This window comes from Bradyrhizobium neotropicale, from assembly GCF_001641695.1.
GTDB lineage: Bacteria > Pseudomonadota > Alphaproteobacteria > Rhizobiales > Xanthobacteraceae > Bradyrhizobium > Bradyrhizobium neotropicale.
This window is the reverse complement of sequence record NZ_LSEF01000028.1, coordinates 284,397-296,919: the sequence shown is the minus strand read 5'-3', so window position 1 is coordinate 296,919 and position 12,523 is coordinate 284,397. Positions and strand designations below refer to the sequence as shown.

Here is a 12,523-nt window from a genome sequence, read left to right as displayed (position 1 = left end):
CGGTTTGTGCTGGGATGGAAGATGCTCGGGCTGGAGCGAAGCCTCGGCTCTCGCATCGTGACCTATGCCGACGATCTCGTAATCCTGTGCAGGCGGGGCAAAGCTGAAGAGGCCTTGCGACAACTGCGCATGATCATGGGAAGGCTGAAGCTGACGGTCAACGAGGAGAAGACACGAATCTGCAAGGTGCCGGAAGGAGAGTTCGACTTCCTGGGCTACTCGTTCGGGCGGATGTATTCTGCGAGAACCGGCCAGGCGCGCCTGGGGTACCGGCCATCGAAGAAAAGCATCAAGCGCATGGTGGAAACCATTCATGCGCTGACGGCTCGAACTGGGGTAGGGCAAGACACCACAGAGTTGGTGGCGAAGTTGAACCGCACGCTGCGCGGATGGGCGAACTACTTCAATGTAGGCACCGTCATCAAAGCGTATCGCGCGATCGACAACTACACCGCTGTGCGGTTGCGCCGGTGGTTGCGCTCCAAGCACAAGGTCAGGCGACGCAAGGGCGGGACTTATCCACTCTCGCACCTCTACGGGCACTTCGGGCTCGTACGCCTAACTGCGCGCGGACACGACGTGCCGTGGGTGAAGGCGTGAGGTCTTGTCCGAGAGCCGGATGCGGGAGATCTGCCTGTCCGGTTCGATGAGCGAGGTGTGGAAACGGAGTCACGGTCGAACCACTAAGGCACCGCCAGACGAAAGGGGCGGGAACAGATATGTTCGATCCTAAAGCAACCGCGTCACATCTCGACTCTACCAATCGCGTCGTTTCGGCCGCCGGTTCGTCAATTCCGGTCTCCCCCGAAGAGCAGACATTCGCGGTATCCAAAGGCATGTCGCAGATGGGCCACAAGCGGAAATGCCGGTCTGGAAAAGCGAATCGCGGTATGCTAGTATTGTCGATGTCCTACAACCTGACCGGTCACAGACATTGACAGAGCACCACCAGATCATCGGAGAACTCGCATTCCGGTACAAAGCGCCAAAAGCTTATCGGCGATTGCTCGAGCTCGGGATCAAAGCACTTCCTGCAGTGCGAGCCGGTTTGCGGCACGACATTGCTGATATCCGACTGCATTGCTGCAGGTTTCTCGACCGGTATCTCTCGCCCGAAACTCTTACCGATCTGATGGAAATGCTGAACGATAACGATGAGCGGGTCAGATGTTCGGCTTTGCACACGCTGGCGTGCGACCGGTGCAAGGAAGGGACCTGCAGACCCGAGGAAGCGGAAGTATTTCCAAAGGCGCTGAACTTGCTTCAGCGCGATCCCGACGCGCATGTTCGCGCAATGGCGATTGAAGTCGTCGGACAGTTCGTCCACACCAATGCCCTTGCGGCTGCAGCGATGTCTAGCGCTCAGCAAGGTGATGAAAATTCAACGGTGCGCAAAAAAGCCGGATGGTATGTACCGGGAGGCCCAATCCACCGGAGAACTAAGCCAAGGCTTAAATCGATATCACCGAGCTAAGTCGGCATTGGGTCAAAATGAGAAGAACTCAGCGTGAGCAAATCTAGTCCGCTATGCTCCGCTGAGTGGACCTCGATAAGAGGTGTCGCCACTTCGCTGATGGGCCAGAAACAGACTTTATCATGTGGTGATGGGAAGGAAGTTCGATTCCAGATAAGCTAGCCCGTGGCGCCCTCTGACCGGGGACTGCTTGCATGAGCCTCTCGTAAATTGCCTCCGCGCTTCAGACAAGCTTGGTTACTTGCAGTGTCACCGTAATGCCAAGCTGAAGGAGTTGAATATGAAGACAACCATTGCGTTGCTCTGTGCTGTTTCCATCTCGACCGCGTCTGCAAAGGCCAATGCCGAATCGATCTTTGTTGGTAAAGTTCCCACGGTTCATACTTGGCCTAATGGTGCATCCTTTTTGGAGTTTCAACTCGACCCAGATCTCAGGCGTGCGTGGGTCTCAGCCTCGTTTTGTGAGAGATACTTGCCCGGAGACTGGGCGGCATCCGACTGTAGGCCGTACAATCGATACAAGTTTAGCATTCGCGGTCTGACCTACGACGGTTCTTCGGGTGTGATTCATTTTGGCAGGCACGTTTGCGCACTGGTGGAGAATGGGCTTTCGCGTCCGCTCGTTCGACAAACCGGTCGCTGCAATCTAACCAGCGACACGATTCGTCAAGACTATGGGTTCCAAAGACACTGGCGATGGATGGATGTGATCACCCTCCAGTTAAAGTGATCAGAACGGACTACGGGATGCGGTGCGTGCAGGACTGCACCCCTGAGACTTCGGTTCGGCAAACCTTCCCTTCAAATCATCTTTGTTGCCGCGGATTGGTGAAGATGCGGCGCGGCTCGCGGATCACATCGCCGCCGCGCGAAGACGCTAGTCGGACGGCAGGACCCGCGTTCAAGGCATGACCGCTTCGGGTCACAAGGCGACATTCCGGGGGCGGGGGCGCGTGTCCGCATTACCCTCGAAAGCAGACATCCCGGATTTATGAGTTTCACGACCCAGCTCAATCTTCCGGGACGAGGTCAGCCGAAGCATGTCGCGGATAATCTGCGCCGGCCCGGAAAACCGGGCACGAAAATGCGCTCTAGCGGCGAGTTGTGGTTTCGACCTCGATGCTACTGACCTCCAGCCCGCAGGACCGTGCGAGAGCCCGCAGCTCGAGTCGGATCGTCTCGAGCTGATGGCTGTCGAGGTCTCGATCGATCGTGACCGTAGCGACGAGCGGCTTTTCCGTTTCGCTACTTCCTGGCCTTCTTCTTTTTCTTGGCCTTTTGCGCGTCACGATAGGCTTGGGTCGACTTCCAACCTTTCTCAAATTCCTTAACTCCGGCCTGGAATTGACGAAGCAGTTTGCGCGTCTCTGTGCTTTTGGGTGTGACCGCAATCCGGATAAACGTGCGACCCTTGTTGACGCGTTTGTGGACCTGGATATCCGCCATGCTATTTGCCCCTTGCCGTTGCCTGCAAGCGGCCCCGACGGGGGCCTGCCCCTTGCCAAGGTTTTCTGATGTTATCGGAGAATTCGGAGGCGTGGAAGATGCACGGAGCGCCATCGATGCCTCTCAGCATGTACCAATCCGGCGCAGCGTCGTAAGTGTTCTCGATATCGACCGGCACACCTTTCGCCAGCCGGACAAAGCTCGCGGCCATGTTGTGCTTTCCAACCAGGTCGAAGATGTTGGTTGCGGACGAAAACCGGCCTGCGTTGATTTCCGTGATGCAAGGAACGCCGCGCGCATTCTCCTTGAGATCCACGCTGAAAACGCCGGACACCTTTGCATCAAGCAATCGGATTGCACGTGTACAGGTGTCGACGACCTTCGGTTCGAACACGGTCTTTGCGAGGGCTGCTACGGAAGAAACTTGCGCTGGTTGGCTGCCCGTCCCGAGATAGGAAAGCCGTTCATAGGTCTTGATCAGCACCAGCTCGCCATCCTTCCAAAGGCTTTGACAGCCGAAATCGCGGCCTGGCAGGTACTCTGAAAGCATGAACGAGGAGACAGGCACGCCGCGCATCTCCTTCCAGTACCGGATCCAGCTGCGTGCCTGCTCCGGCGTCCGGACCGGCAGCGCACCAAGCGCGCCGGCCCCGTCCCGAACACGGCACCACAGCGGCCTGCTGCCCCTCAGCTCCTGGAAGATCTTGGTGATGTGCCTCAGATCCTTCACCTGATGGCTCGCGGGGGCGTCGACGCCGTTGTCGCGCAAGAGCGCATTGAGACGGTACTTGTCCCGGCAGATTTCCAGCACGGATGCGGGTGGCAGGAACAGGTACTCGCTCAGCTGCTTACGCACGCGCGACAGGCTATCCGGATCAGAATCAACCGTAGGAACAATGAGATCCAGGCGTTCTGTTTCGACAATCCATCGCAGTGCCTGGGGCCATTCCGGGTGGTCCACGGGCGGAACGAGATAGTGTCTGTCCGCGTCGGATTTCTTCAGAGTGAACTGGTCGTCGTTACAGCCGACGATGAAGACAGGCTCGGCCCCCCTTCGCAGGCTGCGGGCCAGATTGTTGCTCGGAGCGTGACCAGCGTTCGTAAAGAGCAATCGCGCAGCCAACTGACTTCTCCTGCGTCTCACAGGGATATGTCGCCCATTGAAAAGACACTATGGATCATACGACGTAAAATAGACATTCAATTCCCACTGGGCCTTCTCCGACTGGGCCTTCGCCGCGATCGGACCGGCGGCGTGATGACCTTGCTTTTGTCCAGCATGCATCCACGCGGCTATGGCAGGCTGCCGCTGATGAGCCACGTCCTCGCGAAACCATCTTCGGACTCGCCTCGTATCTTGCTGTGAGAACAGCCGTTCACGCGACGCCGGCAAAGAAACAGGTGCAGGGCTTTACTAGCGCTGCGGTTGTGGCATTATTGTAGAGCATTTTAGATTGTGATTGCGTATTTTACCCGTATCGGGCGCAAGCATTTCTCTCATCGCTTTGGCGGCGCAGCATTCACAATGAGGCGGCGCAAATGGATAGGTCGTTCGTCATTGCGCAGATTTCCGACCTGCATCTGGACGGATCGGGCCGGCTGCTTCCCACGATCGAGGCGCTCGGGACAGCGCTAGGCGAGAGGATGGCACAGTTTTCGGCCGTCCCCGATCGTATCCTGTTGCTGACCGGCGATCTCGTGAACGGTCCGACGCCGCGCGCGCTCGACGAGGCGCTTGCGGTCATCGCATCCTTCCGGCAAAGCGGCTTGTTCACAGACATCCAGGCGATCGCCGGCAATCATGACGTCAAACGCCCGAGCCAGCGCAGCGGCCGGCACGATGCCTATGACTACCTGCATCTGCCGCGGACGTCGAAGAGCGTCTACTACCGCCAGTCAGGGCTCGACCTCGTGCTGCTGGATTCCAATAATGCCAGCCTGACCACGCTCGCAGGCAGCCCGATCGATGAGAGCGCTTACAGCGCGGTGGTCACGCATTCCGCGCGGCTGAGCGTCGAGCTCGCGGGCAGCCTGGGCTCGGCCGGGCGCGCCGATTACGCCGAGCCCGTCGACAATCTGGTACGCGTGTTGGCGCTGCACCATCATCCGCTGCCGCAGGCCACCGGCGAAGGAAAGCGCTTCCTCGGCGTCCCCGACGAGCCGCTGATGTATCTCGCCGCGCCCGCGACCTTTCTCGAAGCGGCCACCTCGCTCAACGTGAATCTGGTCCTGCATGGTCACCGGCATGTCGAGGGTTTCGCCCGCTATTCGATCCCCGATCCGCGCGCCACCCGGAGCGAGGGTGGCGAGGATTTCTGGCGCACGATCTACGTGCTCTCCTGTCCGTCCTCGACCGGGCAGGGCGGCGACGATGCCGGCTTCAACATCATCCATTTCGGGCCGTCGCCCGACATGGGCGGCCCGCAGCACCGGTTCGCGATCGCCCGCTATTGCCGGCCGCGCAATGACGGTGCCTTCAGGCCGCTCGACAGCAACCTGCCGGACGGCATCATCAGGCTGCCCACGGAGCGCGATTTCTCCCGCGATCCCGCCTTCCAGGCGGCGATCGAGATCGCCTCATGCGCGACGCCCAGGCGGGATCAGCTTCCGGCGCTGATTCGTCCGCTGCTGGTGCGACGCGCCTTCTACGATGACCGTGAACTGAGCTGGGCGGAGGCGCTTTACGCCTATCTCGTCACGTCAAGGGTGTGGAATGATCTCGACAGCAAGTCCACAAAATCGGGGTCCAGGCACGTGCTCAAGGCGTTGGCTGCGGCGGGGGCGCTGCTGAGCCTGTTGGTCGAGCAATCGGCGGATGTCCTCGGCATCGACCGCGGTGAGCTCGACGATCTCCGCGCAACCCGGGTGATCAATCGCGCCGACCTGCTGCGCCAACTGCCCAGGATGCCGCGCGGCGGCATCGACGAGCAGCAGCAGATCCGGCAGAGGCTGCAGCTGCTGCGGGAGCTGAACGATCAGGTGAAGGCGCTCGGCCTTGATCTCGGCCTGGGCGGCGAGGCGCCGCCACAAGCGCCGCCTTGAGAGGCCACGGAGCTGCCGTTAACCGGCCGTTAGGGTTAACAGTCTATTGCTGACGCGTTCGGCTCGATCAATCGGCTCCAGAGTCAAGGCGTCATGCGTCAACGGTTCAGTCCAGCCCGGCTTCTTGCGTCCACGTCGCTGGTCGCGGCGCTAGCCGCGGGCCTTGGCGGCTGTACGGCCATGTCGAAGCTCTCCGACGCCACCGGCTCGGTCGCGCCGCGCGCGGAAGCTGCTCCCACTGATCCCGCTCGTGCCGTCGAAGCCTATGGCGAGCGCTACCGCGCAAATCCCAAGGATGCCGACGTCGCGCTCGCCTATGGCCAGGCCCTGCGCGCCAACGGCCAGCGCGCGCAGGCCGCCGCCGTGCTCGAGCAGGCGACCATCGCCCATCCCGGCAACAAGGCGCTGCTCGCCCAGTACGGCCGCGCGCTCGCCGACAACGGCAATTTTCAGCAAGCGTTCGACGTGCTGTCGAAGGCGCACTCGCCCGACAATCCGGATTGGCGCCTGCTCTCGGTGCAGGGCACTGCGCTGGATCAGATGGGCCGGCACGAGGAGGCGCGCAGCTATTACGCGGCCGCGCTGAAGATCGCGCCGGGCGATCCCGGCGTGCTCTCCAATCTCGGCCTGTCCTACATGCTGTCGAAGGATCTGCCGAAGGCCGAGGAGGCGCTGCGGCAGGCTTACGCCTCGCCGCGCGCGAGCGCGCGGGTGCGGCAGAACCTCGGGCTGGTGGTCGGCCTCCAGGGGCGCTTTGCCGAAGCCGAGACCATCGTGAAGGCGGATCTGCCGCCGGACCAGGCCGCGGCCAACGTCGCCTACCTCAAGGACATGCTGAACCGCAACGAGGCGCCGCGCGGTGCGGCGAAGCGGACGCCGGTCGCCTCCCTCAGCCAGCCTGACTGATCAAAACCATTGCTGACGAGAGGTTGCCGGAGCTCGTGCGCCGCGACACCGATTGTGCCTGCCGCATCAGATGCTTGGTGAGATCCGCAGGGCATCAAGCCGGCGGTCGCCGGCTACTTTGCATGGGGTTGTTTTCGATATTTTTGGATCGGCCGCGCGCGATCAGGCGGCGCCTGACCGGACCGCGCCTTAGTGCAGCTCCGCGACCTTGATGCCGGTCGGTCCGAGAATGACGACGAACAGCACCGGCAGGAAGAACAGGATCATCGGCACCGTCAGCTTCGGCGGCAGCGCTGCCGCCTTCTTCTCGGCTTCGTTCATGCGCATGTCGCGGTTTTCCTGCGCCATGACGCGCAAGGAGTGGCCGAGCGGCGTGCCGTAGCGCTCCGCCTGCTGGAGCGCGAGACAGACCGACTTGACGCCTTCGAGCCCTGTGCGCCTCGACAGGTTTTCATAGGCGACCTTGCGGTCCTGCAAGTAAGACAGTTCGGCGGTCGTCAGCGTGAATTCTTCCGACAGCGCAATCGACTGGCCCACGATCTCGGTGGCCACTTTCCGGAACGCCATCTCGACCGACATGCCGGATTCGATGCAGATCAGCAGCAGGTCGAGCGCGTCCGGGAAAGCGCGCTTGATCGAGAGTTGGCGCTTGGAGATGGCGTTCTTGAGGAACAGCATCGGCGCCTGGAGGCCGAGATAGGCCGCGCCGATGCAGATGCCGATCTTGACCGGCATCGACTGCTGCATATGCGCGATCAGGAACACGTAGAGGATCGAGCCGATGAGCAGGACCAGCGGGGCTACCATGCGCGCGAACAGGAAAGTGATGTAGGGCGCCTGGCCGCGATAGCCCGCCATGATCAGCTTCTCGCGCGCGGCTTCCTGCGCCAGCCATTTGGTGAGGTTGAAATCCTCGACGACCTTGGAGACGAGCTGCTTGGGGGTCTGGCGCAGCGTGACCTTCTCGCCCTTGGCAAGGCGCTCGCGCTCGCGCTGCCGGATCCGCTCGCGCTCGCTCGCCACCGCCTTCATGCGCTTGGCGAGGCCTTCGCCTGCGAACAGCGGCATCACCAGCGTATAGACGGTTGCGCTGGCGGCGATGGCCGCCAGCAGCATGGTCATAAAACGGACGTCATGCAGTTTCGAGACGAGAAATTCGACCATGCGGCACCGTCAGAAATCGAAATTGATCATCTTCTTCATCACCATGATGCCGACCGACATCCAGATGACGCAGCCGACCAGCATGAGCTGTCCGGTGGGATGGGTCCACAGCAGCGAGATGTATTGCGGGGTGGTGAGATAGACCAGGAACATCACGATCGGCGGCAGTGAGCCGATGATGCCGGCCGAGGCCTTGGCCTCCATCGACATCGCCTGGATCTTCTCCTTCATCTTCTTGCGGTCGCGCAGCACCCTGGAGAGGTTGCCGAGCGCTTCGGAGAGGTTGCCGCCCGATTTCTGCTGGATCGACACCACGATGCCGAAGAAGTTGGCTTCCGGCAGCGGCATGCGATCGTAGAGCCGCGCGCAGGCTTCGCCGAGCGGCATGCCGATCGCCTGGGTCTCGATGATCGCCAGGAATTCGCTGCGCAGCGGCTCCGGCGAGTCGGCGGCGACGACCTTGATCGATTCGAACAGCGGCAGGCCGGCCTTGATGCCGCGCACGATGACGTCGACAGCGTCGGGCAGGGCTGCCAGGAACTTGTCTTCGCGTCGCTTCTTCAGGAAGCTCAGCGCCCAGCGCGGCAGGCCGAAGCCGCCGGCAAAGGCGAGACCGACGGCGCCGATCAGGCCTCCGCCGACAAACAGTGCGACCGCGCCCAGCACGCCGCCCAATATGGCGGAGGCGATCCAGAATTTCTGCGGCGTCCAGTCGAGCCCCGCCTGCGACAGGCGGACGCTGAGCGGAACGCTCTTCTCCTGCTGACGCCGCGCCTCGAGGTCCTTCAGCGTGGTCTCGACCTGCTCGCGGCGCGAACGCTGGCTCTTCTCGGCCTGGCGGGCGGTTGGGGCCTCAGCCCGGGAGATCGAAGCACGGCGGCTCTCCGCCTGCCGCTCACCGGACAGCAACGGATAGAGGAAGACCCAGGCGATGCCGCCGGTGGCGGCGGTCGCGAGGAAGGCGAAGGCGAGGACTTGCATGTTCATCATGGCGGTACCGTGCTCACGCCTTTGCCGCGACTTCGGCCGCGTCGAGCGCTGCGGCAAGGCGCTTCTCCTCGCCATAATAGCGGGCGCGCTCCCAGAACCGCGGCCGGCCGATGCCCGTCGAGCGGTGCCGGCCGATGATCTTGCCGTTGGCGTCCTCGCCCACGAGGTCGTAGAGGAAGACGTCCTGGGTGATGATGGTGTCGCCTTCCATGCCCATCACCTCGGTGATGTGAGTGATGCGGCGTGAGCCGTCGCGCAGGCGCGCGGCCTGGACGATGACGTCGATCGAGGCGCAGATCATCTCGCGGATGGTGCGCGAGGGAAGGGAAAAACCGCCCATCGTGATCATGGATTCGCAGCGCGACAGTGCTTCGCGCGGGTTGTTGGCGTGCAGCGTGCCCATCGAGCCGTCATGGCCCGTGTTCATGGCCTGGAGCAGGTCGAACGCCTCGGGTCCGCGGACTTCGCCGACGATGATGCGCTCGGGACGCATACGCAGGCAGTTGCGCACCAGCTCACGCATGGTGACCTGGCCCTCGCCCTCGATGTTGGGCGGGCGGGTTTCAAGCCGGACCACATGGGGCTGCTGGAGCTGAAGCTCGGCCGCGTCCTCGCAGGTGATGACGCGCTCGTCGTGCTCGATATAGTTGGTGAGACAGTTGAGCAGCGTGGTCTTGCCGGAGCCGGTGCCGCCGGAGATCAGCACGTTGCAGCGGACACGTCCGATGATCTGGAGGATCTCCGCGCCCTCCGGCGAGATCGCGCCGAACTTGACGAGCTGATCCAGCGTCAGCTTGTCCTTCTTGAACTTGCGGATGGTGAGCGCAGGGCCGTCGATCGACAGCGGCGGCACGATGGCGTTGACGCGGGAGCCATCGGCGAGGCGCGCGTCGCAGATCGGCGAGGATTCGTCGACGCGTCGGCCGACCTGGCTGACGATGCGCTGGCAGATGTTGAGGAGCTGCTGATTGTCGCGGAAGCGGATGCCGGTGCGCTGGATCTTGCCGGCGACTTCGATATAGACCGTGCCCGCGCCGTTCACCATGATGTCGGCGATGTCGTCGCGCGCCAGGAGTGGTTCGAGCGGGCCATAACCGAGCACGTCGTTGCAGATGTCGTCGAGCAGCTCTTCCTGCTCGGCGATCGACATCACGATGTTCTTGATCGCGATGATCTCGTTGACGATGTCGCGGATTTCTTCGCGCGCCGATTCGGAATCCAGCTTGGCGAGCTGGGCGAGGTCGATGGCCTCGATCAGCGCGCCGAAGATGGTCGCCTTGACCTCGTAGTAATTGTCCGAGCGGCGGGTCTCGATGGTCGGGGCGGGCTTGGCGGGCGCAAGCGGCGGCGAGGCAATGGCCGGCGGGGGCGGCGCGCGCGACACCGTGGGCGCCGGAGCCTGGACAGGCTCTGGCGACACGGCACCGGGCTTGGGAGCCCGAAAGTCGGTGTCTGTTCCGCTACGCTTACCGAACACTTAACAACTCCATGCGGCGGCTTATTTTCCCCGCAACTTGTCAATCAGGGGTGAAAGCAGGGACGTCTTTTGCTTCTTGGTCTCGCTGCGGCCGGTCAGGCGCTGGGCGATCTGCAGGAACATCTCGATCGACTTGTGGCTGGCCGAGATCTCCGCGACCATCTGACCGTTGTTGGCCGCGGATCCGAAGATCTGCGGCTCGAACGGGATCGAGACGATCGGCTGGCTCTCGATCGCCTTGGCAAACTCGGTTGCGGCGATTTCCGGCCGTTTCGGGATGCCGACCTGGTTCAGGCAGTAGAGCGGAGGGCGGTCGTTGGGACGCGCGGCCTTCAAGAGATCGAACAGGTTCTTGGTGTTGCGCAGGTTGGCGAGGTCCGGCGCCGCCACGATCAGGATGTCGTCGGCCCCGATCAGCGCGCGCTTGGTCCAGCCCGACCATTGATGGGGGATGTCGAGCACGATGCAGGGCATGGTGGAGCGCAGCGTGTCGAACACGGCATCGAAGGCGTCGGTGCCGAAATCATAGACCCGGTCGAGCGTCGCCGGCGCAGCCAGCAGGCTGAGATGGTCGGTGCATTTCGACAGCAGGCGGTCGATGAAGGCGGTATCGACACGATCGGGCGAGAACACCGCGTCAGCGATGCCCTGCGGCGGATCCTGGTTGTAATCGAGCCCGGCCGTGCCGAAGGCGAGGTCGAGATCGGCGACGACCGCGTCCATGGCGAGGTCGCGCGCGATCGCCCAGGCGACGTTGTGGGAGATGGTGGAGGCGCCGACGCCGCCCTTGGCGCCGACCACCGCGATGATGCGGCCGACCGCCTTGGCTTCGGGCGCCGAGAACAGGTTGCAGATCGAGCGCACCACGTCGATCGCGCCGACCGGCGCGAGCACGTAGTCGCTGACGCCGCGGCGCACCAGCTCGCGATAGAGCATGACGTCGTTGATGCGGCCGATCACGATGACGCGGGTGCCGGCGTCGCAGACCGTGGCGAGCTGGTCGAGGCCGGTCAGCAGATCATTGCGGCCGTCGCTCTCCAGCACGATCACGTTCGGCGTGGGCGCCGAGCGGTAGGCTTCGATGGCGGCCGCCATGCCGCCCATCTGGATCTTGAGATGGGCCTTGCCGAGACGACGATCCTCGCCGGCCGATTGCACGGCGGCGGCGGTCTCCACGGTCTCGCAGAAGGCCTGGACAGAGACGCGCGGCGCAGGCGCGATATGCTCCTCGATCGGCGGCGGAGGAGCCTCCGGCTGCTCTTCGTGATTCTGGCGAGCGTAGCTGATCATTTGCCGGTGTCGCTAAGTTTGGCCTTGTCGGCTTCAGGATAGGTGACCGCCGTTGAAGTCCCCTTGCGATACTTATCGAAGAGGACGGTGCGCCGCGGGGTGTACGATGGCGTTTCGGGCCGGGGCTGCTCGAGGTCCGACGGATTGTCGACCATGGCGGCCATGTTGCGCTGATAGGCGCAGCCGAAATTGTAGTATTGCTTGTTCTCGAACCAGCTCCTGTTCTTCATCGACGGACCGACGTCCTCGGGCCACAGGCCGCAGGGGCCCGCGACCGCGGCGATCTTCGAATAGGTAAGCCGGATCGGCGGCAGGAAGCGCTTGTCCTCGGGCCGGTAGGGGCGGACCATGACTGCGCGCGGCGGCACGCCGGCGGCTGCCATCATCGCCTGGATCTCGCGCAGCGACTCCGCCGCCGGACGGGCGTTGGGCGTGTCGGCCGGCACATCGATATGGATCGCACCGGTGCCCTCGCGCAGCCAGGTCGAGGCGAGGCCCATCACGTCGGCGCGCTGGGCCGCCGTCAGGCCGCCGCGGGCATGGCCGACGAAGACGACGATCGAGCGGTTTTGTTCTTCGATCGCGATCGGGTGACGCTGCTTGTAGTCGTCTGGAATGGAGGCGGTGACCGCCTCGTCGTGCTGGCAGCCGCCGAGCGCGAGCGCCATACCGACGAGCGCGCCACCGAGGCGGATAGCGCCCTTGCGAGTCTGGGGTAATCTTGTGATCATAGC

At 62.9% G+C, this 12,523-nt stretch carries 13 protein-coding genes; 5 read left to right on the top strand and 8 right to left on the bottom strand.

The window, feature by feature from the left end:
- Positions 1-600 (top strand): group II intron maturase-specific domain-containing protein (locus AXW67_RS07300; protein WP_245315419.1); only part of this gene is annotated, 600 nt, incomplete at its 5' end.
- 325 nt (positions 601-925) lie between these two features.
- On the opposite strand, the gene AXW67_RS43825 is transcribed toward AXW67_RS07300, so the two are convergent.
- Positions 926-1,327, bottom strand: a complete 402-nt coding sequence (locus AXW67_RS43825) for a hypothetical protein (RefSeq protein WP_245315446.1) — start codon at positions 1,325-1,327, stop codon at positions 926-928.
- Here AXW67_RS43825 and AXW67_RS44995 point away from each other — a divergent pair.
- A complete protein-coding gene (locus AXW67_RS44995) occupies positions 1,259-1,474 on the top strand; it encodes a hypothetical protein (protein WP_430648704.1) in 216 nt (71 codons plus the stop codon). The genes AXW67_RS43825 and AXW67_RS44995 overlap by 69 nt on opposite strands.
- Positions 1,475-1,754: 280 nt before the next feature.
- Positions 1,755-2,204 (top strand): hypothetical protein, encoded by a 450-nt coding sequence (locus AXW67_RS41655; protein WP_145927463.1) that lies wholly within the window; start codon positions 1,755-1,757, stop codon positions 2,202-2,204.
- A 515-nt stretch (positions 2,205-2,719) separates the two neighbouring features.
- On the opposite strand, the gene AXW67_RS07290 is transcribed toward AXW67_RS41655, so the two are convergent.
- The gene (locus tag AXW67_RS07290; protein ID WP_027553972.1) at positions 2,720-2,920 is read right to left on the bottom strand and encodes a hypothetical protein; all 201 of its coding nucleotides are present in this window, start codon (positions 2,918-2,920) and stop codon (positions 2,720-2,722) included.
- A gap of 1 nt (position 2,921) precedes the next feature.
- Positions 2,922-4,043: an ATP-grasp domain-containing protein gene (locus AXW67_RS07285; protein ID WP_145927462.1), complete on the bottom strand. Its 1,122-nt coding sequence runs from the start codon at positions 4,041-4,043 to the stop codon at positions 2,922-2,924.
- Positions 4,044-4,459: 416 nt separating this feature from the next.
- Here AXW67_RS07285 and AXW67_RS07280 point away from each other — a divergent pair, with 416 nt between their 5' ends.
- The gene (locus AXW67_RS07280) at positions 4,460-5,962 is read left to right on the top strand and encodes a metallophosphoesterase family protein (protein WP_063677288.1); all 1,503 of its coding nucleotides are present in this window, start codon (positions 4,460-4,462) and stop codon (positions 5,960-5,962) included.
- Positions 5,963-6,055: 93 nt separating this feature from the next.
- Entirely contained in the window at positions 6,056-6,868 is an 813-nt protein-coding gene (locus AXW67_RS07275) for a tetratricopeptide repeat protein (protein ID WP_063677287.1), read from the top strand.
- Positions 6,869-7,057: 189 nt separating this feature from the next.
- Here the strand turns inward: AXW67_RS07275 and AXW67_RS07270 are convergent, their stop codons facing one another.
- From AXW67_RS07270 to AXW67_RS07250, 5 genes are read right to left on the bottom strand one after another with little or no spacing between them, the layout of a single operon-like run.
- Positions 7,058-8,032, bottom strand: coding sequence for a type II secretion system F family protein (locus AXW67_RS07270; protein ID WP_027553968.1), 975 nt, complete (start codon positions 8,030-8,032; stop codon positions 7,058-7,060).
- Between the two features lie 9 nt (positions 8,033-8,041).
- Complete coding sequence (locus AXW67_RS07265; protein ID WP_063677308.1) at positions 8,042-9,019, bottom strand: type II secretion system F family protein; 978 nt, start codon at positions 9,017-9,019, stop codon at positions 8,042-8,044.
- 16 nt (positions 9,020-9,035) lie between these two features.
- Positions 9,036-10,499 carry a TadA family conjugal transfer-associated ATPase gene (locus AXW67_RS07260; protein WP_063677286.1) on the bottom strand — a complete coding sequence of 488 codons (1,464 nt, stop codon included), beginning with the start codon at positions 10,497-10,499 and terminating at the stop codon, positions 9,036-9,038.
- A 21-nt stretch (positions 10,500-10,520) separates the two neighbouring features.
- Positions 10,521-11,789, bottom strand: a complete 1,269-nt coding sequence (locus AXW67_RS07255; RefSeq protein ID WP_063677285.1) for a CpaE/TadZ family protein — start codon at positions 11,787-11,789, stop codon at positions 10,521-10,523.
- A complete protein-coding gene (locus AXW67_RS07250) occupies positions 11,786-12,520 on the bottom strand; it encodes a CpaD family pilus assembly protein (RefSeq protein WP_027553964.1) in 735 nt (244 codons plus the stop codon). The genes AXW67_RS07255 and AXW67_RS07250 overlap by 4 nt, the downstream gene beginning before the upstream one ends.
- Positions 12,521-12,523 lie beyond the last annotated feature (3 nt).